Source organism: Burkholderia sp. LA-2-3-30-S1-D2 (assembly GCF_001523915.2).
GTDB lineage: Bacteria > Pseudomonadota > Gammaproteobacteria > Burkholderiales > Burkholderiaceae > Burkholderia > Burkholderia diffusa.
This window is the reverse complement of the sequence record NZ_CP013384.1, coordinates 291,248-314,963: the sequence shown is the minus strand read 5'-3', so window position 1 is coordinate 314,963 and position 23,716 is coordinate 291,248. Positions and strand designations below refer to the sequence as shown.

The following is a 23,716-nucleotide window of genomic DNA, read 5'->3' as shown; positions in this document are numbered from 1 at the left end:
CGTATGAGCGGCAGCATGACGCCGAAGCAGGTTGAGCTTTGACCCTAGCCCACAATATGGCCCCACTTAGAAGTGGAAAATTCCGGCATGACGATGTCATCGGGACCTGGAGGTCATGCCGCGAAGAAGAGCAAGTTCACCGAAGAGCAGATCGCCTATGCGTTGAAGCAGGCCGAGCTGGGCACGCCGGTCGCGGAGGCCACCGCAAGATGGGGATTAGCGACGCAATGTTTTACAACTGGCGGACGAAATATGGAGGACTGTCGCCCTCGGAGCTGCGCCGGCTGAAGCAACTTGAGGAAGAGAACGCGAAGCTCAAGCGGCTCGTGGCTGTTCTGTCGCTGGAAAAGGCCATGCTGCAGGACGTGCTGTCAAATAGGCTTTGAAGCCTTCTCGGCGCCGAGATCTGGTCACGGACTTGATGCAGCGTTTCGGCGCGAGCCAACGGCAGACCTGCGCGTTGTTGCAGCTTTCTGGCACGGTCTACCATCACGACTCGGTCGCGCGGGATCACAGCGCACTGGAAATGCGCATCAAGGAGATCATGGAAGTGCGGTGGCATTACGGTGCGCCCCGCGTGTACGTGATGCTTCGCAGGGAAGGCTGGAGAGACAATCATCAGAGAGTAGAACGCGTGTATCGGGAACTGGGCCTTTCGTTGTGCCGCAAGCGAGCCCGTCGAAGCAAGTCTTACCGGCGCCGGCAACCGACGCAGTCAGTGAGCGCGATCAAAGAAAGCTGAAGTAAGAACCTCGTCGCTGATGCGCTGTTTGATGGTCGACGCTTGCGCACCCTCACGATCGTGGTCAACTATCCGCGGGAATGCTTGGCGATTGAAGTCGGCGGCTCGTTGGGTGGCGAGCACGCGGTTGCCGCGCTGACCAGGCTTGCGCAGCATCGCCCGCGTCCACGCTATATCAAGGCAGACAATGGCAGCGAGTTCATTTCGAAGGTGCTCGACAAATGGGCGTACGAGAACGGCGTGGAGATTGATTTCTCGCGTCCTGGCAAGCCGACCGAATACGCGAAGAATGAATCCTTCAACGGACGCTTTCGGGAGGAATGCCTCACCGCGCATTGGCTCTCGTCGCTTGAAGAAGCCAGACGCAAAATCGAGGTCTGTCGCGAGCACTACAACGAGGCGCGCCCTCACTCTGCGCTGCAGTGGATGACACCGGCGGAATTCGCCCGCCAGCGCACCGATCGGGCCTGGGCGGCCCACCCCGAAGTACCGGAATTTTCGCGCTAAGACCGGGATGGAAATTGGGCCAGCCTCATTGAGCAACAACCGGAGAGGTTCGATTGCCTGCACTCGCGCTTTTCGCTGCGCAAATGCAAAAACCCCCGCCTTGTCGGGCGGGGGTTTTTGGCTTAGGGAGCCTGACGATTACCTACTTTCACACGGGAATCCGCACTATCATCGGCGTAGAGTCGTTTCACGGTCCTGTTCGGGATGGGAAGGGGTGGGACCGACTCGCTATGGTCATCAGGCAAAGAGGGTTGTTCTGCTGGCGTGGCCAACAGAACCAATCTGGGAAGAAGCAGTAATTTAGGTTGTGTGTATCACACACGAGAATCCAACCAGTCCGACGCGCTCTGTAGCGCGAGACAGACTTGTTATAGGATCAAGCCTTACGGGCAATTAGTATCAGTTAGCTGAACGCATTACTGCGCTTACACACCTGACCTATCAACGTCCTGGTCTCGAACGACCCTTCAAGGGGATCTAGTCCCCAGGGATATCTCATCTTAAGGCGAGTTTCCCGCTTAGATGCTTTCAGCGGTTATCTCTTCCGAACATAGCTACCCGGCGATGCCACTGGCGTGACAACCGGTACACCAGAGGTTCGTCCACTCCGGTCCTCTCGTACTAGGAGCAGCCCCCTTCAAATATCCAACGCCCACGGCAGATAGGGACCAAACTGTCTCACGACGTTTTAAACCCAGCTCACGTACCTCTTTAAATGGCGAACAGCCATACCCTTGGGACCGGCTACAGCCCCAGGATGAGATGAGCCGACATCGAGGTGCCAAACACCGCCGTCGATATGAACTCTTGGGCGGTATCAGCCTGTTATCCCCAGAGTACCTTTTATCCGTTGAGCGATGGCCCTTCCATACAGAACCACCGGATCACTATGACCTGCTTTCGCACCTGCTCGACTTGTCGGTCTCGCAGTTAAGCACGCTTATGCCATTGCACTATCAGCACGATTTCCGACCGTACCTAGCGTACCTTCGTACTCCTCCGTTACGCTTTGGGAGGAGACCGCCCCAGTCAAACTGCCTACCATGCACTGTCCCCGACCCGGATCACGGGCCAAGGTTAGAACCTCAAACAAACCAGGGTGGTATTTCAAGGACGGCTCCACCGAAACTAGCGTTCCGGTTTCATAGCCTCCCACCTATCCTACACAGATCGGTTCAAAGTCCAATGCAAAGCTACAGTAAAGGTTCATGGGGTCTTTCCGTCTAGCCGCGGGTAGATTGCATCATCACAAACACTTCAACTTCGCTGAGTCTCGGGAGGAGACAGTGTGGCCATCGTTACGCCATTCGTGCAGGTCGGAACTTACCCGACAAGGAATTTCGCTACCTTAGGACCGTTATAGTTACGGCCGCCGTTTACCGGGACTTCAATCAAGAGCTTGCACCCCATCATTTAATCTTCCGGCACCGGGCAGGCGTCACACCCTATACGTCCACTTTCGTGTTTGCAGAGTGCTGTGTTTTTATTAAACAGTCGCAGCCACCAGTTTATTGCAACCCCTTCACCCTCCTGGCGCAGGCCAGTCAAGCTACAAGGGCGTACCTTATCCCGAAGTTACGGTACCAATTTGCCGAGTTCCTTCTCCCGAGTTCTCTCAAGCGCCTTAGAATACTCATCTCGCCCACCTGTGTCGGTTTGCGGTACGGTCATCGTTAGACTGAAGCTTAGAGGCTTTTCTTGGAACCACTTCCAATTGCTTCGCTCCCGAAGAAGCTCGCGCCACACCCTTGAATTACGCACCCGGATTTGCCTAAGTGCCTTCTCCAATGCAGCGACCGGGACTTCCAACACCCGGACAACCTTCCGCGATCCGTCCCCCCATCGCATCTAACAATGGTGCAGGAATATTGACCTGCTTCCCATCAGCTACGCATTTCTGCCTCGCCTTAGGGGCCGACTCACCCTACGCCGATGAACGTTGCGTAGGAAACCTTGGGCTTACGGCGAGGGGGCCTTTCACCCCCTTTATCGCTACTCATGTCAGCATTCGCACTTCCGATACCTCCAGCACCCTTTACAAGGCACCTTCGCAGGCTTACGGAACGCTCTCCTACCATGCGTGCAAAGCACGCATCCGCAGCTTCGGTATATAGCTTAGCCCCGTTACATCTTCCGCGCAGGACGACTCGATCAGTGAGCTATTACGCTTTCTTTAAAGGGTGGCTGCTTCTAAGCCAACCTCCTGACTGTTTTAGCCTTCCCACTTCGTTTCCCACTTAGCTATATTTGGGGACCTTAGCTGGCGGTCTGGGTTGTTTCCCTCTTGACACCGGACGTTAGCACCCGATGTCTGTCTCCCGTGATTGCACTCTTCGGTATTCGGAGTTTGCTATGGCGGGGTAATCTGCAATAGACCCCCCAACCATGACAGTGCTCTACCCCCGAAGGTGAGACACGAGGCACTACCTAAATAGTTTTCGGAGAGAACCAGCTATTTCCAAGTTTGTTTAGCCTTTCACCCCTATCCACAGCTCATCCCCTAACTTTTCAACGTTAGTGGGTTCGGACCTCCAGTACGTGTTACCGCACCTTCATCCTGGCCATGGATAGATCACTTGGTTTCGGGTCTACGCCCAGCAACTGAACGCCCTATTCGGACTCGCTTTCGCTACGCCTGCCCTATACGGTTAAGCTTGCTACTGAACGTAAGTCGCTGACCCATTATACAAAAGGTACGCCGTCACCCCTTACGAGGCTCCGACTGTTTGTATGCATGCGGTTTCAGGATCTATTTCACTCCCCTCCCGGGGTTCTTTTCGCCTTTCCCTCACGGTACTGGTTCACTATCGGTCGATCACGAGTATTTAGCCTTGGAGGATGGTCCCCCCATCTTCAGACAGGATTTCACGTGTCCCGCCCTACTTGTCGCACACCTAGTTCTTTCATACTGTTTTCGCCTACAGGGCTATCACCTGCTATGGCCGCACTTTCCAGAGCGTTCGGCTAACAATACAAATAAAGAGTGCAAGGCTCATCCCATTTCGCTCGCCACTACTTTGGGAATCTCGGTTGATTTCTTTTCCTGCGGTTACTTAGATGTTTCAGTTCACCGCGTTCGCTTCACATGACCTATGTATTCAGTCATGGATACTCCAAAAGGAGTGGGTTTCCCCATTCGGACATCTACGGATCAAAGCTCGTTTGCCAGCTCCCCGTAGCTTTTCGCAGGCTACCGCGTCCTTCATCGCCTGTGATCGCCAAGGCATCCACCACATGCACTTGTTCGCTTGACCCTATAACGAGTCTGTCTCGTTACAGGTTGAGTTCTCGCGTTGTGCCGTATTCCAAAATCGAGCCGAACATAGAGTTCGAATCATCTTGAGATACATCGATACAATCACAACCCGGATAGTTTCCACGTCCATCTCAAGACGCTTCCGCTATCCAAATTACTTACTTCTTCCAGATTGTTAAAGAACGACAGCCGATACATACTACGTATCCTCTGACTGGCTCAATCGCCAATGCAAAATTCTCGGTTCAGTGTCTGAACCAAGCCCTTAGCGTTGGTGATTGGTGGAGGCAGACGGGATCGAACCGACGACCCCCTGCTTGCAAAGCAGGTGCTCTCCCAGCTGAGCTATGCCCCCATGAGTACAGATTGCCTCAGGTGTTACCGCCAGACAATGGTGGGTCTGGTTGGATTCGAACCAACGACCCCCGCCTTATCAAGACGGTGCTCTAACCGACTGAGCTACAGACCCCTGAGTCTGTCTTTAAATTTACAGCCGATAAGCGTGAGCGCTCAATTTTGCGAGAAGCTCTGGAAAGGAGGTGATCCAGCCGCACCTTCCGATACGGCTACCTTGTTACGACTTCACCCCAGTCATGAATCCTACCGTGGTGACCGTCCTCCTTGCGGTTAGACTAGCCACTTCTGGTAAAACCCACTCCCATGGTGTGACGGGCGGTGTGTACAAGACCCGGGAACGTATTCACCGCGGCATGCTGATCCGCGATTACTAGCGATTCCAGCTTCATGCACTCGAGTTGCAGAGTGCAATCCGGACTACGATCGGTTTTCTGGGATTAGCTCCCCCTCGCGGGTTGGCAACCCTCTGTTCCGACCATTGTATGACGTGTGAAGCCCTACCCATAAGGGCCATGAGGACTTGACGTCATCCCCACCTTCCTCCGGTTTGTCACCGGCAGTCTCCTTAGAGTGCTCTTGCGTAGCAACTAAGGACAAGGGTTGCGCTCGTTGCGGGACTTAACCCAACATCTCACGACACGAGCTGACGACAGCCATGCAGCACCTGTGCGCCGGTTCTCTTTCGAGCACTCCCACCTCTCAGCAGGATTCCGACCATGTCAAGGGTAGGTAAGGTTTTTCGCGTTGCATCGAATTAATCCACATCATCCACCGCTTGTGCGGGTCCCCGTCAATTCCTTTGAGTTTTAATCTTGCGACCGTACTCCCCAGGCGGTCAACTTCACGCGTTAGCTACGTTACTAAGGAAATGAATCCCCAACAACTAGTTGACATCGTTTAGGGCGTGGACTACCAGGGTATCTAATCCTGTTTGCTCCCCACGCTTTCGTGCATGAGCGTCAGTATTGGCCCAGGGGGCTGCCTTCGCCATCGGTATTCCTCCACATCTCTACGCATTTCACTGCTACACGTGGAATTCTACCCCCCTCTGCCATACTCTAGCCTGCCAGTCACCAATGCAGTTCCCAGGTTGAGCCCGGGGATTTCACATCGGTCTTAGCAAACCGCCTGCGCACGCTTTACGCCCAGTAATTCCGATTAACGCTTGCACCCTACGTATTACCGCGGCTGCTGGCACGTAGTTAGCCGGTGCTTATTCTTCCGGTACCGTCATCCCCCGGCTATATTAGAACCAAGGATTTCTTTCCGGACAAAAGTGCTTTACAACCCGAAGGCCTTCTTCACACACGCGGCATTGCTGGATCAGGCTTTCGCCCATTGTCCAAAATTCCCCACTGCTGCCTCCCGTAGGAGTCTGGGCCGTGTCTCAGTCCCAGTGTGGCTGGTCGTCCTCTCAGACCAGCTACTGATCGTCGCCTTGGTAGGCCTTTACCCCACCAACTAGCTAATCAGCCATCGGCCAACCCTATAGCGCGAGGCCCGAAGGTCCCCCGCTTTCATCCGTAGATCGTATGCGGTATTAATCCGGCTTTCGCCGGGCTATCCCCCACTACAGGACATGTTCCGATGTATTACTCACCCGTTCGCCACTCGCCACCAGGTGCAAGCACCCGTGCTGCCGTTCGACTTGCATGTGTAAGGCATGCCGCCAGCGTTCAATCTGAGCCAGGATCAAACTCTTCAGTTTAAACCTGTTACTGTTTTCGGTTCGGTTAAGAACCGGTCGCTCACTCAAAGCTGACAGGAATATGAATCACTTCATAAACCTGACTTACTTTAGTGTGAGACTCTTGATACTTTCGCTATCTGATCCGAAGATCAGCTCGCTTCCATCAAGCGCCCACACTTATCGGCTGTTAATTTTTAAAGAGCATTTCTGCGAGAAACCTGAAGTTTCTCAGCAGCGCTGCGTTTTCAGCAGCAGAGAAGCGAGATTATGAACCGTGTTTCTCAGTCAGTCAACAACTTTTTGAACTGCTTCGTTGCGACGACTGGGTTCAACTTCGTGTGCGCCGGGGCTCGACAACCGACCCTCCATCGCACCGCTTCCCTTCTTCCTCCGCGCTGCGTTTCCGTTAGCGCGAAAGAGGCGTGATTCTATGCACCCGCCCCGGTCTGCGCAACCCCCTTTGTGAAAATATTTTGAAAAAGCCCCCGTGCGCTAACGCGCACGGGGGCTTGGGGCTCGAGGGACGAGCGCCACCCACAATCCCGAGGATGCCGGCGGTTCGTCGCTCTATATATAAGGCGATGTCACTTATCGCCGACTGCGGCCTGCAGCCGCTCCATCGGCACTGCATCGGCCATGGCCGTGTAACCCGCGTCACTCGGATGAATGCCGTCGCCACTGTCATACCGGCGCTGCAGCACACTCGGGCGAGCCGAGTCGCGCAGCACCGCGTCGAAGTCCACCACGCCGTCGAACCCGCCGCCGCTCCGGATCCACCGGTTCACCTCGAGTCGGACCGCCTCGCGCCCGGCCGGCAACGCCGCAGGCGTGAGCGTCGCGCCAAAGACCTTCACGCCCTGGTGATGTGCTGCCTCGATCAACCGGCGATAGCCGTCGATCAACGAAGCGGCCGTGACCTGCGTATGCGGGTTGTCGCAATCGAGCCCCGCACGCGGCGGCATCGCCGCAAAGTTGATGTCGTTGATGCCGATCAGCACGATCGCCGCCTTCACCCCTGCACGCGAAAGCGCATCGCGCTCGAACCGTGACGCCAGCGACGTGCCGTAGCATGCCGAATCGCTCAGCAGCCGATTGCCGCTGATCCCGAGATTCACGACGCCGAGCGAATCCGAACCTGCGGCGGCCAGCCGGCGCGCCAGCGCATCCGGCCAACGACGGTTGCGGTTCAGGCTCGAGCGTAGCCCGTCGGTGATCGAGTCCCCGATCGCGGCGACACTCGCCCGCGCGGCGCCCGCCTCGACGGCCAGTTCGGTCACCCACGCATACTGGGTAAAGCGCGTGCGGAATGCGCCGGCGCCCGGATCGTTCACATGATCGCCCGGCGCCGATACGTAATTGAGCTGGTTCGACACACGGTGCCACACCGTCATCCGCTGGTTTGCCCCCATCCGCAGACTGATTGCATACGGCTGCCCGGCCGTCACGTCGATCGCCACCGCGTCGCTTTCAAGCTCCTGGCCCGGGGCGAGCGTCACCGACGTCTTGCCGCCGAAGCGGACGGAAGCGCCCGTCGCGTCGACGAGCGCCGCGCCGTCACCGGCGCGCGCGAGACTGGCCGCCTCGACCAACAGCGGCGCGCGCGCGTAGGCGTTGCTGATACGAATCCGCGCGGCATGCCCGGAAACCGTCGGGTAGACGATCTGCCGAACGGTTCGCCCGGCCACGTCGGGCGCGCGGTAGAGCGGCGGCGGCGCAGTCAGGTCGGGAATCGGCTGCAACGCGGTCGCCCACGCGGCGACCCACCCGGCCGGTGCGGCCGAGACCGCGAGCGGCGACATGAAAACGGACGCGCCCAGCACGGTCGCGACGAAACTGCTTCGAAATGACATCGGCGAAATCCTCATCGGAAAGCAGGCATTGTGCCGCAGAAGCCACCCGTCTCACGCGCCACCGCCCTCCCGACCGGCGATCGCGCCCCTCGCCCCTCGCCCCTCGCCCCACGTTTACCCGAGTCCCGCCGCAAATCCGCAAGAAATTTATTAACCGACCGGTCGGTTGGTTTATACTTCGCACACATTCAACCGGACGAGATCCTCCGCCATGTACACGCAATCCCTCGACATCCCCGGCAACGTCGCACCGCTCGACGCCGCAGCCGAGTCGCCCGAGCAGGCGCGGTTCGACGCGGTCATGGCCGCGGACGGCAAGATCGAGCCGCAGGACTGGATGCCCGATGCCTATCGCAAGACGCTGGTCCGCCAGATTTCGCAGCACGCGCACTCGGAAGTCGTCGGCATGCTGCCGGAAGGCAACTGGATCTCGCGCGCACCGAGCCTGAAGCGCAAGGCGATCCTGCTCGCGAAAGTCCAGGACGAAGCCGGTCACGGCCTCTATCTATATAGCGCGGCCGAAACGCTCGGCGTATCGCGCGATTCGCTGATCGACGCGCTGCACGCCGGCAAGGCGAAATACTCGAGCATCTTCAACTACCCGACGCCGACCTGGGCCGACGTCGGCGTGATCGGCTGGCTCGTCGACGGCGCCGCGATCATGAACCAGATCCCGCTGTGCCGCTGCACGTACGGCCCGTATGCGCGCGCGATGATCCGCGTGTGCAAGGAAGAGTCGTTCCACCAGCGCCAGGGCTTCGATGCACTGCTGTCGATGATGAAGGGGACCGACGCGCAGCGCGCGATGGTCCAGCAGGCGGTGAACCGCTGGTGGTGGCCGGTGCTGATGATGTTCGGCCCGAGCGACGCCGATTCGGTCCACAGCAACCAGTCCGCGAAATGGGGCATCAAGCGGATCTCGAACGACGACCTGCGGCAGAAGTTCGTCGACGCGACGGTCGATCAGGCGAAGGTGCTCGGCGTGACGCTGCCCGACCCTGACCTGAAATGGAACGAGGCGCGCGGCCACTACGACTACGGCGCGATCGACTGGGATGAATTCTGGCGCGTCGTCAACGGCGACGGCCCGTGCAACAAGGAACGCCTCGCGACGCGCGTGAAGGCGCACGACGACGGTGCGTGGGTGCGCGAAGCCGCGCTCGCGCACGAAGCAAAGCGCCGCGCCCGCGCCAAGCAGCAAGCCGCCTGAGCGGCAACCATCGAATACAGGATTCAGGAGAGAGTGATGAACAAGGAATGGCCGATCTGGGAAGTGTTCGTACGCAGCAAGCAGGGCCTCGACCACAAGCATTGCGGCAGCCTGCACGCGGCCGACGCGTCGATGGCGCTGCGCATGGCGCGCGACGTCTACACGCGTCGCCAGGAAGGCGTGAGCATCTGGGTGGTGCCGTCGTCGGCGATCACCGCGTCGGATCCGGCCGAGAAGGCCGAGTTGTTCGAACCGGCGGGCGACAAGATCTACCGTCACCCGACGTTCTACACGCTGCCCGACGAAGTCAACCACATGTAACGCCCGCGCCATGACGATCACGCCCGAACACCTCTCCTACGTGCTGCGCCTCGCGGACAACGCGCTGATCCTCGGTCAGCGCAACGCCGAATGGTGCGGCCACGGCCCGATCCTCGAGGAAGACATCGCGCTCACCAACATGAGCCTCGACCTCATCGGCCAGGCCCGCATGCTGTATACGCACGCAGCCGACCTCGACCGCCAACTGAACGGCGCGGCGAAGACGGAAGACGACTACGCGTACTTCCGTACCGAGCGCGAGTTCGCGAACTTCACGCTCGCCGAGCTGCCGCACTACGGCCCGATCGCCGGCACGGCGCACGCCGACAAAGACTATGCGGTGACCATCGTGCGCAATTTCCTCTACGCGACGCTGATGCTGCACGTGTGGGCGGCGCTCGAAACGTCGACGGACGCGCAACTCGCCGCGATCGCCGCGAAATCGGTGAAGGAAACCCGCTATCACGTGCAGCATGCCCGCGAATGGCTGCTGCGCCTCGGCGATGGCACCGACGAATCGCATCGCCGCGCGCAGGCCGCGCTCGACTACCTGATTCCGTACACGCGCGAATTCTTCGCCGCCGACGCGGTCGACGACGCGATCGCCGCATCCGGCATCGGCCCGGCAGCGGCCACGCTCGAAGCCGCATGGCGCGCGGACGTGGACGATGCGCTCGCGGAAGCGACGCTCACCCTGCCCGCGCCCGTGCAGCATGTGACGACCGGCAAGCAGGGCGAGCACTCGGAGCACATGGGCTACCTGCTCGCGGAAATGCAGAGCCTCGCGCGCCAGCACCCCGGCGCGACCTGGTAACCGGCCGACCCAACGGAGCCCGACGATGTCCGTCCAGACTGCCGCCCCCGCCGACGCCGCACCCGCCGCGCACCGCAACGATCCGTTGCTCGCGCGCGCGTGGGACGTGCTCGAAGCCGTGCCCGATCCCGAGATTCCAGTCGTGTCGATCCGTGAGCTCGGCATCCTGCGCGACGTCCGTCGCGCAGACGACGGCCTGCTCGAAGTCGTGATCACGCCGACCTACTCCGGCTGTCCGGCGATGTCGCAGATCGCCGAGGACATCGCCGCGGCGATGCACGCCGCCGACCTGCCGCCGCACCGGATCGAGACGGTGCTCGCGCCCGCATGGACGACCGACTGGATCACGCAGGAAGCGCGCGACAAGCTGCGCGCGTACGGCATCGCGCCGCCCGTCGGCCAGTGCGCCGGCGCCGCGCCGCGGGAAAACGTCGTGCGCTTCGTGCCGCGTCCCGTCGCGGCGCCCGTCTGCCCGCGCTGCGGTTCCGCCCGCACCGAGCGTCTCGCGCAATTCGCGTCCACGGCCTGCAAGGCGTTGTATCGCTGTGTCGACTGCCGCGAACCCTTCGACTACTTCAAACCTTATTGATCATGGCGACCCCGCAATTTCACCCGCTGCGTATCCGCGATGTGCGCCCCGAGACCGCCGACGCCGTTACCGTCTCCTTCGACGTGCCGCCCGAATTGCGCGACGCGTACCGCTTCACGCAGGGCCAGTTCGTCACGCTGAAGACCCACATCGACGGCGAGGAAACGCGCCGCTCGTACTCGATCTGCGTCGGTACGACCGACTACGACCGTGACGGCGAGCTGCGCATCGGCATCAAGCGCGTGCGCGGCGGCCGGTTTTCGAACTTCGCGTTCGACACGCTGAAGCCCGGCCACACCATCGACGTGATGACACCGGACGGCCGCTTCTTCACGCACCTGAACGCCGACCACGGCAAACAGTACGTCGCGTTCTCCGGCGGATCGGGCATCACGCCGGTGCTCGCGATCGTGAAGACGACGCTCGAGCTCGAGCCGCGCAGCACGTTCACGCTGATCTACGGCAACCGCAGCGTCGACGCGATCATGTTCGCCGAGGAGCTCGAGGACCTGAAGAACCGCTACATGAACCGCTTCGTCCTGTACCACGTGCTGTCGGACGACCAGCAGGACGTCGAGCTGTTCAACGGCGTGCTCGACCAGGCGAAATGCGCGGAATTCCTTGCCACGCTGACGCCGGCCGACGCGATCGACGAAGCGTTCATCTGCGGCCCGGCACCGATGATGGACGCGGCCGAAGCCGCGCTGAAGGCAGCCGGCGTGCCGCCGGCGAAGGTACATGTCGAACGCTTCGGCACGCCGCTGCCGCAGGCCGGCGCGCCCGTCGTCGAGATTACCGACCAGACGCCGGCCGCCGATCTCGAAATCGTGCTCGACGGCAAGAAGCGCAAGCTGCGCCTGCCTTACGAGGGCGTGAGCCTGCTCGACGTCGGCCTGCGCGCGGGCCTCGCGCTGCCCTATGCGTGCAAGGGCGGCGTGTGCTGCACGTGCCGCGCGAAGGTGGTCGAAGGCGAAGTCCGGATGGAGAAGAACTACACGCTCGAGGAGCACGAAGTGAAGGACGGCTTCGTGCTCACGTGCCAGTGCCACCCGGTCAGCGACAAGGTCGTCGTGAGCTTCGACGAGCGTTGAGCGGCGTCGCACCGGCGCGGCGCGCCGGTTTCTCGTCGTCACACATCTCGCTTACACTAGGGGCCGCCGGCCGGCTGGACGTCGCAACGTCCGCCCGGCCGGCGGTTTTCTTTTGTTGATGACAGGCCGATGAGTACCATTCACGTGATTCAGGGCGGCACCGCCGCCGCGTCGCTGCGCGAGGCGCTCGCGCAAGCCGGACGCGACGAGCGCGTCGTCGGATTGCTCGACGATCTCGCGGTCGGGCCGCTGAAGGGCGCCGACGAGACGCCCGACACGCGCGCCGCCTTCTGGCAGCGCGTGCTCGGCGACCAGATTCCCGACTGGAATGCGGAGATCGAAGGTGAATTCACCCGCCTCGACCAGCTCGCGATGGATACGGACCAGGTAGTCGTCTGGCACGCACCGAGCGTCGGCGACAAGCTGCTGTTGCGCCGCGTCGCCTATCACCTGCGTAACGCGCCGCAGCGGCTGAACGAGGTGCGGTTGTCGGCCGCGGACCTCGACGCCCCGCAGCGCGCGGCGCTGACCCGCACCGACCAGGCCTGCTCGACCGGGATGTTCTCGCCCGCGGCACTCGCTCGCAAACGGCCGGTGGCCGCGCCGATCTCGGTACTGCGCATCGGTCGCCTCGCGCTCGAATGGCAAGAGGCGAAGCACCTGAATGCCGAGCTGCGCTACTGGGTCAGCAACACGATCGAGAGCGGCCATTACGCGGACCTCGACGCGCTGATCGTCGCGCACGCGGAACCCGGCTGGCTGCCCGCGCGACGTGTCGTCGGCGACATCATGGCCAACGCCGACCGCGGCGGGCTGTTCGTCAGCGATTCGATCGCCTGGTGGCGCTGCCGCGAACTCGCGGCTGCCGGCCGGCTCGAGCTGCAGGACGACGCGCCGGCCGCCCTTTCTTCCACGCAGGTGCGCGCGGCAGCCGCGCCTCGCTAACGCTACAACTTTCGCATTCGACCATGGCCCGTACCCGAGCGCCCGACCACGAATCCCAGCGCGAGCAGATCCTCGATCTCGCCGCCGAGAAATTCGCGCAGACGAGCTATCCGAGCACGTCGATGTCCGATCTCGCGACCGCGAGCGGCACGTCGAAGGCACGTCTCTATCACTATTACGAGAGCAAGGAAGCGATCCTGTTCGACCTGCTCGACCGCTACACGAAGCGGTTGATGCTGATCATCGCCGAGGTGGAAGGCGCGAGCCAGCGGCGCGGCCTCAGCGAGCGCGACGCGTTCGCCGAGCTGGTGCGCGCGTTCCTCGCCGAGTACGAGACATCGCACAGCCGCCATGTCGCGCTGCTCAACGACGTGAAGTATCTCGAGGACGCGCAGCGCGAAATCGTGCTCGACCGCCAGCGCGACATCGTCGCGGCATTCGCGCGCCAGCTCGCGCGCGCCTACCCGGACCGGATCTCGAAGGAAAACCAGACGTCGGTCACGATGATGGTGTTCGGGATGATCAACTGGACGTTCACGTGGCTCAAGCCGGGTGGCCGCCTCGGCTACCGCGACTTCGCCGAACAGGTGATCGACCTGATGGAACGCGGGCTGTCGCCCGGCGCGTGATTGCCGCGCAGCAGCATGCGTTGCGCGGCGGGCACACTGCGACAGGCCGCCGCGCATTTCATATGATGAATTTTAAATCCGTTAAAAATCAAATAGATAGAGAATGAACTAAGCGGATTTAGAATTCCCCCTCAGCACAAATAACGTCAAATACGGGTTTTCCCCAACCCCGCTCAGGTAAAATGCGCTGCATTGCACAAGTTGCTCGTGCAGCTACACACTGAGGAACCCACGATGAACACGCAACTCAACCGCCGTGCCGATGCAGTCGGCCAGGCCGGTACTGCGCCGGTTCTCGTCAGGGAACTGGCTTCCAAAGACCGTGAGCAAATGCTCACCCACTTTCTCTCGCTCAACGAAGAGGACCGCCTGCTGCGCTTCGGCCAGATGGTGCCCGACCACGTGATCGAGAACTATGTCCGTACGATCGACTTCGGTCGCGACACGGTGTTCGGCGTGTTCGACCAGGCGCTCGAGCTGATCGGCGTCGGCCACCTGGCGTATCTGCCCGCCGAAGGCGACAAGCGTACGGCCGAATTCGGCGTGTCGGTGCTCGAAAGCGCCCGCGGCTGCGGCGTCGGCTCGAAACTGTTCGAGCGCGCTGCGATCCGCAGCCGCAACACCCGCGTGACGATGCTGTACATGCATTGCCTGTCGCGCAACGCGACGATGATGCACATCGCGAAGAAGTCCGGGATGCGCATCGAGTACGCATACGGCGAGGCCGATGCGTACCTGTCGCTGCCACCGGCCGACCACTCGACGATCCTCGCCGAGATGCTGCAGGAGCAGGCCGCGGTATTCGACTACGCGCTCAAGCGCCAGGCGCACCGCACGTCGAAGTTCATCGAATCGCTGATGCCCGCCGCGCTGACGGCATAACATCGGCCGACCGGGCTGCCTCGCGGGGCGCCCGGCTCATCCTTCTTTCTCCCCTTCTCGCACCGCGCTCTAGCGCACCGACCGGATCGGCAACGCCGTCGTCTCCTTGAAGCACTCGAGCGAGAAGCTCGTCTTCACGTCGATCACCGACGGATGGTGCAGCAAATGCTCCTGCACGAAGCGGGAGAAGTGCGCCATGTCCTCGACCTGCACCCGCAGCAGGTAATCCATGTCGCCCGTCATCGCGTGGCACGCCACCACTTCCGGCCAGGTCTGCACGGCCGCGCGGAACAGTTCCGCGTGGGTCGCGCCCGCGCGCGCCGACGTCTCGTCGGCACGGGCCGGCGCCAGGCCGCCGCGCTTCTCGAGCCGCACGCTCACGTATGCGAGCAGGTCGAGCCCCAGCTTCTGCGGATCGAGCAACGCGACGTAGCCGGTGATCACACCGATCTCCTCGAGCCGCCGGATCCGTCGCAAGCACGGGCTCGGCGACAGGTTCACGCGCTCGGCGATCTCCTGATTCGACAAGCGGCCGTTCTCCTGAAGAATCGCGAGAATCCGCCGGTCGATGGCATCCAATTCGGCTTGCGCCATCTTCTGCTCTCCAATGATGGTTCAGAGACTGGAAATTGCGCCATCGTAGGCATGGACGATTAAGTTCGCAAGTTTACGCTCGCGCCCGCCCGCTACACTCTGTCGCACGTACCGATTCGTTGCGCACGCCGACGCGTGCGCCGCGTTCGACATCGAACCGGGCCGCGCGCGCACGTCGCGCCGGCCGATCGCCCCGCACAGGAGACACGACATGCAGATCCCCCACTGGGACAACCCCGTCGGCACCGACGGCTTCGAATTCATCGAATACACCGCTCCGGATCCGAAAGCGCTCGGACAACTGTTCGAACGGATGGGTTTCACCGCGATCGCGCGCCATCGCCACAAGGACGTGACGGTCTACCGCCAGGGCGACATCAACTTCATCATCAACGCCGAACCCGATTCGTTCGCGCAACGCTTCGCACGCCTGCACGGCCCGTCGATCTGCGCGATCGCGTTCCGCGTGCAGGACGCCGCGAAGGCGTACAAGCACGCGCTCGAGCTCGGCGCGTGGGGCTTCGACAACAAGACGGGCCCGATGGAGCTGAACATCCCGGCGATCAAGGGCATCGGCGATTCGCTGATCTACTTCGTCGACCGCTGGCGCGGCAAGAACGGCGCGCAGCCGGGCGCGATCGGTGACATCAGCATCTACGACGTCGACTTCGAGCCGATCGCCGGCGCGAACCCGAACCCCGTCGGCCACGGCCTCACCTACATCGACCACCTGACGCACAACGTGCATCGCGGCCGCATGCAGGAATGGGCCGAGTTCTACGAGCGCCTGTTCAACTTCCGCGAAGTGCGGTATTTCGACATCGAAGGCAAGGTGACCGGCGTGAAGTCGAAGGCGATGACGTCGCCGTGCGGCAAGATCCGGATCCCGATCAACGAGGAAGGCTCGGACACGGCCGGCCAGATTCAGGAATACCTCGACGCGTACCACGGCGAAGGCATCCAGCACATCGCGCTCGGCACGAACGACATCTACGGCGCGGTCGACGGCCTGCGCGGCAAGGGCGTGAAGTTGCTCGACACGATCGACACGTATTACGAGCTGGTCGACCGCCGCGTGCCGAACCACGGCGAATCGCTGGACGAACTGAAGAAGCGCAAGATCCTGATCGACGGTGCCCGCGACGACCTGCTGCTGCAGATCTTCACCGAGAACCAGATCGGCCCGATCTTCTTCGAGATCATCCAGCGCAAGGGCAATCAAGGCTTCGGCGAAGGCAACTTCAAGGCGCTGTTCGAATCGATCGAACTCGACCAGATCCGCCGCGGCGTGGTCCAGGACAAGGCCTGACGCAGACGGCCGCCCGGCGCCTGACAGCCGGGCGCCGAGCGAGCCTCGGCGGCACATGAAAAAAGGGCGGGAATCCTGCGATTCCCGCCCTTTCGTCTTTTGCGTGGTTTCGGCGCGGCCTGGCGCCGCGCGAACAGATCAACGCACGTTCGCCTTCGACACGACGCGCGCGGCTGCCGGCTGCGCGTCGGCAGCCTGCGCCGGCGCGATCTGACGCATCTGCGCGCCGGCTGCCGCCAGTGCGCTCGCGCCTCGCGCGTGCACCGGGCCGGTCATCGCGAAAAACGCGGCGGACACGATCAGGAAACTCTGGATATGACGTGTGTTCATTGCACCTCCTTTAAAACTGCCGGCGCCTCCCCGGTTGCGTCGAAACAGGCCGACGCGGCCGGGCACCTCCGGCAGGCCGACAAGATTAACGGCAGTTGTACGAAGATGGGACCGGCTTTACATGCTTTTACATGATGTAACGCATTGCGGCGCGCCGTTTCGTCGATGCGCCGAGGCCAACCGGCCGGTGAGCGACGGGTTTATCCCAGTGCTACCATCGCTTAAAACCGGCCAATATGCCGGCCACTGCCGAGACGTTCACAAGACGTCGACGCAATTGAAGCTTTGGTGATCCCAAACTGGGTGGAGGAGACAGTTCAATGAATGCCCCGCTAGACGCAGGCCAACGCGCGTCGCTTGAAGCCGCGCTGAAGTCCGTCACGCTTGACGACAAATACACGCTCGAACGCGGCCGCGCGTACATGAGCGGCATTCAGGCGCTCGTGCGCCTGCCGATGCTCCAGCAGGAACGCGACCGCGCCGCCGGCCTCAACACGGCCGGCTTCATCTCCGGTTATCGCGGCTCGCCGCTCGGCGGCCTCGATCTCTCGCTCTGGAAGGCCAAGCAGCACCTCGCGGCCCACCAGATCGTCTTTCAGCCCGGTCTCAACGAAGATCTCGCCGCCACCGCCGTGTGGGGCTCGCAGCAGGTGAACCTGTATCCCGGCGCGAAGCACGACGGCGTGTTCGGCATGTGGTACGGCAAGGGCCCGGGCGTCGACCGCACCGGCGACGTCTTCAAGCATGCGAACTCGGCCGGCTCGTCGCAGCACGGCGGCGTGCTGGTGCTCGCCGGCGACGACCACGCGGCGAAATCGTCGACGCTCGCTCACCAGTCCGAACACATCTTCAAGGCCTGCGGGCTGCCGGTGCTGTTCCCGTCCAATGTGCAGGAATATCTCGACTTCGGCCTGCACGGCTGGGCGATGAGCCGCTACTCGGGCCTGTGGGTCGCGCTCAAGTGCGTGACGGACGTGGTCGAATCGTCGGCATCGGTCGACATCGACCCCCATCGCACCGAGATCGTGCTGCCGACCGACTTCATCCTGCCGGAAGGCGGCCTGAACATCCGCTGGCCGGACCCGCCGCTCGTCCAGGAAGCGCGGCTGCTCGACTACAAGTGGTACGCGGCGCTCGCGTACGTGCGCGCGAACAAGCTCGACCGCATCGAGATCGACTCGCCGAATGCGCGCTTCGGGATCATGACGGGCGGCAAGGCGTACCTCGACGTGCGCCAGGCGCTGACGGACCTCGGCCTCGACGACGCAACCTGCGCGCGGATCGGCATCCGCCTGTACAAGGTCGGCTGCGTGTGGCCGCTCGAGGCCCAGGGCGCGCAGGCGTTCGCGCGCGGCCTCGACGAAATCCTCGTCGTCGAGGAAAAGCGCCAGATCCTCGAATACGCGATCAAGGAAGAACTGTACAACTGGCCCGATGCGCAGCGCCCGCGCGTGTTCGGCAAGTTCGACGAGAAGGACGGCGCCGGCGGCGAATGGTCGGTACCGATGGGCAACTGGCTGCTGCCCGCGCACTACGAACTGTCGCCCGCGATCATCGCGAAGGCGATCGCGACGCGCCTCGAGAAGTTCGAGCTGCCGTCCGACGTGCGCGCGCGCATCGCCGCGCGGCTCGCGGTGATCAACGCGAAGGAAATGGCGCTCGCGAAGCCGCACGTGCAGACCGAGCGCAAGCCGTGGTTCTGCTCGGGCTGCCCGCACAACACGTCGACCAACGTGCCGGAAGGCTCGCGCGCGATCGCCGGGATCGGCTGCCACTACATGACGGTCTGGATGGACCGCAACACGAGCACCTTCAGCCAGATGGGCGGCGAAGGCGTGCCGTGGATCGGCCAGGCGCCGTTCACGGACGAGAAGCACGTATTCGCGAACCTCGGCGACGGCACCTATTTCCACTCGGGCCTGCTCGCGGTGCGCGCGGCGATCTCGTCGAAGGCGAACATCACCTACAAGATCCTCTACAACGACGCGGTCGCGATGACGGGCGGCCAGCCGGTCGACGGCGTGCTGACGGTGCCGCAGATCACGCACCAGCTCGCGTCCGAGGGCGCGAAGAAGATCGTGATCGTCACCGATGAACCGGAGAAGTACGACAGTCAGAAGGCGCTCCTAGCACCAGGCGTGACGATCCATCACCGCGACCAGCTCGACGACGTGCAGCGCGAGCTGCGCGAGATCGAAGGCACGACGATCCTGATCTACGACCAGACCTGCGCGACCGAGAAGCGCCGCCGACGCAAGCGCGGCACGTATCCGGATCCGGCGAAGCGCGTCGTGATCAACGACGCTGTGTGCGAAGGCTGCGGCGACTGCTCGGTGCAGTCGAACTGCCTGTCGGTCGAGCCGCTTGAAACCGAATTCGGCACGAAGCGCCAGATCAATCAGTCGAGCTGCAACAAGGACTTCTCGTGCGTGAAGGGCTTCTGCCCGAGCTTCGTCACGGTCGAAGGCGGCCAGCTGAAGAAGCCCAAGGCCGTGTCGGTGGACGGCGGTGCGCTGCCGCCGATTCCGGAGCCGACGCTGCCGGCGATCGACCGTGCCTACGGCGTGCTCGTCACGGGTGTGGGCGGCACGGGCGTCGTCACGATCGGCGCGCTGCTCGGGATGGCCGCGCACCTGGAGAACAAGGGCGTGACCGTGCTCGACGTCACGGGCCTCGCGCAGAAGGGCGGCGCCGTGATGAGCCACGTGCAGATCTCGCACGCGCCGACCGACATCCACGCGACGCGGATCGCGATGGGCGAAGCCGACCTCGTGATCGGCTGCGACGCGATCGTCACGGCTGGCGACGAATGCACGTCGCGCATGCGGCACGACACGACGCGCGTGGTCGTCAACAGTGCGCAGACGCCGACCGCCGAGTTCATCAAGAATCCGAACTGGGCGTTCCCGGGCCTGTCCGCGGAAAACGACATCCGCGCGGCGGCGGGTGAAGCCGTCGACTTCATCGACGCGAACCGCTTCGCAGTCGCGCTGCTCGGCGACGCGATCTACACGAACCCGTTCGTGCTCGGCTACGCATGGCAGAAAGGCTGGCTGCCGCTCACGCTTGCGTCGCTCGTCCGTGCGATCGAGCTGAATGCGGTATCGGTCGAGAAGAACCGTGCGGCATTCGACTGGGGCCGCCGCGCCGCCCACGACCTCGCGAGCGTGAAGCAGGCCGCGGCCGGCGACGCACGCCCGGCGCAAGGCGCCACGGTGATCGCGTTGCACACGAAGAAGGCGGTCGACGCCCTGATCGCGAAGCGCGTGGAATTCCTCACCGCGTACCAGAACGCCGCATACGCAGCACGCTATGCGGCCTTCGTCGACAAGGTGCGGGCAGCCGAGCGTGCGCTGGCAGACGGCGACACGATGCAGGAGCAACTGACCGAAGCGGTCGCGCGCAACCTGTTCAAGTTGATGGCGTACAAGGATGAATACGAAGTCGCGCGGCTGCAGTCCGATCCGGCGTTCCTCGCGCGCCTGTCGTCGCAGTTCGAAGGCGACTGGAAACTGAAGTTCCATCTCGCGCCGCCGCTGTTCGCGAAGACGGACGCGCACGGCCATCTCGTGAAGAAGGCGTACGGCCCGTGGATGCTGTCGGCGTTCCGGTTGCTCGCGAAGGCAAAGTTCCTGCGCGGCACGGGCCTCGACCCGTTCGGCCGCACCGAGGAGCGCCGCACCGAGCGCGCACTGATCGGCGAGTACGAAGCGCTGATCGACGAAGTGCTGGCCAGGCTGAACGCGGCCAACCACCCGCTCGCGCTCGAGCTGGCGGCACTGCCGGACGGCATTCGCGGCTACGGCCACGTGAAGGAGAACAACCTGCGCGCGGTACGCCAGAAGTGGAACACGTTGCTCGCGAAGTGGCGTTCGCCGACGGGTGGGCAGTCGCACCAGCAGGTCGCGTAACGGCGCGAGGCGGACGTTCGCGGTCGGGACGTCCGCCTCCGCGCGGTGGGCGGTTTACAAAAAAAACGCCACGGAACACAGGTTCCGTGGCGTTTTTCATTGCGCCGCGCGCGATGCGCGGCACACGCGGGCGCGAACTTACTTCGTGTTCGCGTTCGCGGCGGCCACTGCTGTCATGTTGATGATCCGGCGCACGGTCGCGGCCGGCGTCAGGATGTGGACCGGCTTCGCCGCGCCGAGCAGGAGCGGGCCGACCGTCACGCCTTCGCCGCCGACCATCTTCAGCAGGTTGTACGCGATGTTCGCCGCTTCGACGTTCGGCATGATCAGCAGGTTCGCTTCGCCCGACAGCGTCGTGCCCGGGAATGCGGCCTTGCGGACCGCCTCCGACAGCGCCGCGTCGCCGTGCATTTCGCCGTCGACCTCGAGGTTCGGCGCACGCTCGCTGATCAGCTTGCGGGCTTCGGCCATGCGGCGCGACGACGCCGACGGCGCGCTGCCGAAGTTCGAGTTCGACAGCAGCGCGGCCTTCGGCACGATGCCGAAGCGCTCGATCTCGGCGGCCGCCTGGATCGTCATGTCGGCGAGCTGTTCGGCGCTCGGCAGTTCGTTCACGTACGTGTCGCACAGGAACAGGTTGCGGCCCGGCAGCATCAGCAGGTTCATCGCCGCGAAGTGCTCGGCGCCCTTCGCGCGGCCCAGCACCTGCTCGATGAACTTCAGGTGCGTGTGGTACGTATCGATCATCCCGCAGATCATCCCGTCCGCGTCGCCCAGATGCACGAGCATTGCGCCGATCAGCGTGTTGAACTTGCGCATCGCGGCCTTCGCGACTTCCGGCGTGACGCCGTCGCGCGCGCCGATCTCGTGGTAGGCCTGCCAGTAGCGGTGGTAACGCGTGTCGTCTTCCGGATTCACGATCTCGAAATCGACGCCGGCCTTGAGCTTCGAGCCGATCTTCTGCAAGCGCATCTCGATGACCGACGGACGGCCGACGATGACCGGCTTCGCGATCTTTTCCTGCAGCACGAACTGCGCGGCGCGCAGCACGCGCTCGTCCTCGCCCTCGGCGAACACGATGCGCGCCTGCTTCTTCTTCGCGGTCGCGAACACCGGACGCATCACCATGCCGGTGCGGTAGACGGTTGCGCCGAGCTGCTCGCGGTATGCGTCCATGTCCTGGATCGGACGCGTGGCGACGCCCGAATCCATCGCGGCTTGCGCGACGGCCGGCGCGATCTTGATGATCAGGCGCGGATCGAACGGCTTCGGAATCAGGTATTCCGGCCCGAACTCGAGCGAGTGGCCTTCATACGCCTTCGCGACTTCCTCGCTCTGGTCGGTCTCCTCGGCCAGCTCGGCGATCGCGCGCACGCACGCGAGCTTCATTTCTTCCGTGATCGTCGTCGCGCCGACGTCGAGCGCGCCGCGGAAGATGAACGGGAAGCACAGCACGTTGTTGACCTGGTTCGGATAGTCCGAACGGCCGGTCGCGACGATCGCGTCCGGGCGCACGGCCTTCGCGTCTTCCGGGCGGATTTCCGGTTCCGGGTTCGCGAGCGCCAGGATCAGCGGGCGGTCGCCCATCGTCTTGACCATGTCCTGCTTCAGCACGCCCGCGCTCGAGCAGCCGAGGAACACGTCAGCGCCGACGATCGCGTCGGCGAGCGTGCGCGCGTCGGTCGCCGCCGCATAGCGCTGCTTCGACGGGTCGAGGTTGCCGCGCCCTTCATAGATCACGCCCTTCGAGTCGGCGACGAGGATGTTCGACTTCGTGAGACCCAGGTTCACCAGCAGGTCCAGACACGCGATCGCCGCCGCGCCCGCGCCCGAGCACACGAGCTTCACTTCGGACAACTTCTTGCCGACCACCTTCAGGCCGTTCAGGATCGCGGCCGACGCGATGATCGCGGTGCCATGCTGGTCGTCGTGGAAGACGGGAATCTTCATGCGCTCGCGCAGCTTCTGCTCGATGTAGAAGCATTCCGGCGCCTTGATGTCCTCGAGGTTGATGCCGCCGAGCGTCGGCTCGAGCATCGCGATCGCCTCGACGAGCTTGTCGGGGTCGGATTCCGACAGTTCGATGTCGAACACGTCGATGCCCGCGAATTTCTTGAACAGGCAGCCCTTGCCTTCCATCACCGGCTTCGCGGCCAGCGGGCCGATGTTGCCGAGGCCCAGCACGGCCGTGCCGTTCGTGATGACGCCGACGAGGTTGCCGCGCGACGTGTACTTCTGCGCGTCGAGCGGATCGGCGTGGATCGCCTCGCACGCGGCGGCGACGCCCGGCGAATACGCGAGCGACAGATCGAGCTGGTTCGACAGCGGCTTGGTCGGGGTGACCGAAATCTTGCCGGGTTTCGGGTTCAGGTGATAAGCGAGAGCGGCCTGCTTCAGTTGTTCGTCCATGATTGACCTGCGAGAGACATGCGAAATTTTTGACGGTTCAGTACACAGCACCTTGGGCCGCGTCTACTTGAATCGAAGGGGTGGTCGACTGCGAGACGGCACGCAGCGCGCCGGGTCGGCACGCCATCGAACCTTGGCGGGTGGCAAGAGGAAAGTACAAAGTACTGAACGATTTCTAAGGGTCGCCTAGTGTACACCCCGCGCATGACGCATGTTGGTGCAGCGCCGCATCCTTTGCATCAGCGCGCGAGCGGTCCGGCCCCGTTTGTTTCGCCGGTGG

Annotated in this window: 14 protein-coding genes, 2 tRNA genes, 3 rRNA genes and 1 pseudogene; 11 read left to right on the top strand and 9 right to left on the bottom strand. The window is 62.7% G+C overall.

All coding sequences use genetic code 11. The features are described from left to right. Positions 1 to 93: 93 nt before the first annotated feature. Positions 94 to 1,249, top strand: a pseudogene (locus tag WS66_RS13970) (IS3 family transposase). A 129-nt stretch (positions 1,250 to 1,378) separates the two neighbouring features. Here the strand turns inward: WS66_RS13970 and rrf are convergent. From rrf to WS66_RS13930, 6 genes are all read right to left on the bottom strand, one after another. Next, positions 1,379 to 1,491, bottom strand: a 5S ribosomal RNA gene (rrf, locus tag WS66_RS13965). Between the two features lie 130 nt (positions 1,492 to 1,621). After that, positions 1,622 to 4,503 (bottom strand): 23S ribosomal RNA (locus WS66_RS13960). A 281-nt stretch (positions 4,504 to 4,784) separates the two neighbouring features. Then, positions 4,785 to 4,860, bottom strand: a tRNA-Ala gene (locus WS66_RS13950). A gap of 37 nt (positions 4,861 to 4,897) precedes the next feature. Continuing rightward, positions 4,898 to 4,974: transfer RNA gene (locus tag WS66_RS13945), tRNA-Ile, on the bottom strand. A gap of 63 nt (positions 4,975 to 5,037) precedes the next feature. Beyond that, positions 5,038 to 6,570 (bottom strand): 16S ribosomal RNA (locus tag WS66_RS13940). Together the 16S, 23S and 5S rRNA genes with 2 tRNA genes alongside form the textbook arrangement of a ribosomal RNA operon. Positions 6,571 to 7,136: 566 nt before the next feature. Next, positions 7,137 to 8,402, bottom strand: a complete 1,266-nt coding sequence (locus WS66_RS13930) for an SGNH/GDSL hydrolase family protein (protein WP_059608505.1) — start codon at positions 8,400 to 8,402, stop codon at positions 7,137 to 7,139. A 211-nt stretch (positions 8,403 to 8,613) separates the two neighbouring features. Between WS66_RS13930 and paaA the strand changes: the two genes are divergently transcribed. The 8 genes from paaA (at position 8,614) to WS66_RS13890 (ending at position 14,883) form a co-directional block, all read left to right on the top strand. Beyond that, positions 8,614 to 9,612, top strand: coding sequence for a 1,2-phenylacetyl-CoA epoxidase subunit PaaA (paaA, locus tag WS66_RS13925; RefSeq protein ID WP_059608506.1), 999 nt, complete (start codon positions 8,614 to 8,616; stop codon positions 9,610 to 9,612). Between the two features lie 36 nt (positions 9,613 to 9,648). After that, positions 9,649 to 9,933 carry a 1,2-phenylacetyl-CoA epoxidase subunit PaaB gene (gene paaB, locus WS66_RS13920; RefSeq protein ID WP_006752453.1) on the top strand — a complete coding sequence of 95 codons (285 nt, stop codon included), beginning with the start codon at positions 9,649 to 9,651 and terminating at the stop codon, positions 9,931 to 9,933. A gap of 10 nt (positions 9,934 to 9,943) precedes the next feature. Then, positions 9,944 to 10,747: a 1,2-phenylacetyl-CoA epoxidase subunit PaaC gene (gene paaC / locus WS66_RS13915; protein ID WP_059608507.1), complete on the top strand. Its 804-nt coding sequence runs from the start codon at positions 9,944 to 9,946 to the stop codon at positions 10,745 to 10,747. Positions 10,748 to 10,772: 25 nt separating this feature from the next. Next, positions 10,773 to 11,336: a 1,2-phenylacetyl-CoA epoxidase subunit PaaD gene (paaD, locus tag WS66_RS13910; protein ID WP_059608508.1), complete on the top strand. Its 564-nt coding sequence runs from the start codon at positions 10,773 to 10,775 to the stop codon at positions 11,334 to 11,336. Positions 11,337 to 11,338: 2 nt separating this feature from the next. Next, entirely contained in the window at positions 11,339 to 12,427 is a 1,089-nt protein-coding gene (gene paaE, locus WS66_RS13905) for a 1,2-phenylacetyl-CoA epoxidase subunit PaaE (protein ID WP_059608509.1), read from the top strand. 129 nt (positions 12,428 to 12,556) lie between these two features. After that, positions 12,557 to 13,372: a DUF1835 domain-containing protein gene (locus WS66_RS13900; RefSeq protein ID WP_059608510.1), complete on the top strand. Its 816-nt coding sequence runs from the start codon at positions 12,557 to 12,559 to the stop codon at positions 13,370 to 13,372. 23 nt (positions 13,373 to 13,395) lie between these two features. Continuing rightward, positions 13,396 to 14,001: a TetR/AcrR family transcriptional regulator gene (locus WS66_RS13895; protein WP_006757885.1), complete on the top strand. Its 606-nt coding sequence runs from the start codon at positions 13,396 to 13,398 to the stop codon at positions 13,999 to 14,001. Positions 14,002 to 14,235: 234 nt separating this feature from the next. Further along, positions 14,236 to 14,883, top strand: a complete 648-nt coding sequence (locus WS66_RS13890) for a GNAT family N-acetyltransferase (RefSeq protein WP_059608522.1) — start codon at positions 14,236 to 14,238, stop codon at positions 14,881 to 14,883. Positions 14,884 to 14,952: 69 nt separating this feature from the next. Here the strand turns inward: WS66_RS13890 and WS66_RS13885 are convergent, their stop codons facing one another. Next, positions 14,953 to 15,477 (bottom strand): Lrp/AsnC family transcriptional regulator, encoded by a 525-nt coding sequence (locus WS66_RS13885; RefSeq protein ID WP_059608511.1) that lies wholly within the window; start codon positions 15,475 to 15,477, stop codon positions 14,953 to 14,955. Positions 15,478 to 15,688: 211 nt separating this feature from the next. On the opposite strand from WS66_RS13885, the gene hppD reads away from it, so the two are divergent. Continuing rightward, positions 15,689 to 16,786, top strand: coding sequence for a 4-hydroxyphenylpyruvate dioxygenase (hppD, locus tag WS66_RS13880; RefSeq protein WP_059608512.1), 1,098 nt, complete (start codon positions 15,689 to 15,691; stop codon positions 16,784 to 16,786). A gap of 138 nt (positions 16,787 to 16,924) precedes the next feature. On the opposite strand, the gene WS66_RS13875 is transcribed toward hppD, so the two are convergent. After that, positions 16,925 to 17,116 carry a hypothetical protein gene (locus WS66_RS13875; RefSeq protein WP_059608513.1) on the bottom strand — a complete coding sequence of 64 codons (192 nt, stop codon included), beginning with the start codon at positions 17,114 to 17,116 and terminating at the stop codon, positions 16,925 to 16,927. A 320-nt stretch (positions 17,117 to 17,436) separates the two neighbouring features. On the opposite strand from WS66_RS13875, the gene WS66_RS13870 reads away from it, so the two are divergent. Further along, positions 17,437 to 21,027: an indolepyruvate ferredoxin oxidoreductase family protein gene (locus WS66_RS13870; protein WP_059608514.1), complete on the top strand. Its 3,591-nt coding sequence runs from the start codon at positions 17,437 to 17,439 to the stop codon at positions 21,025 to 21,027. 138 nt (positions 21,028 to 21,165) lie between these two features. On the opposite strand, the gene WS66_RS13865 is transcribed toward WS66_RS13870, so the two are convergent. Continuing rightward, on the bottom strand, positions 21,166 to 23,436 hold the full coding sequence (locus WS66_RS13865) for an NADP-dependent malic enzyme (RefSeq protein ID WP_059608515.1): 2,271 nt from the start codon (positions 23,434 to 23,436) through the stop codon (positions 21,166 to 21,168). Between the last annotated feature and the right edge of the window lie 280 nt (positions 23,437 to 23,716).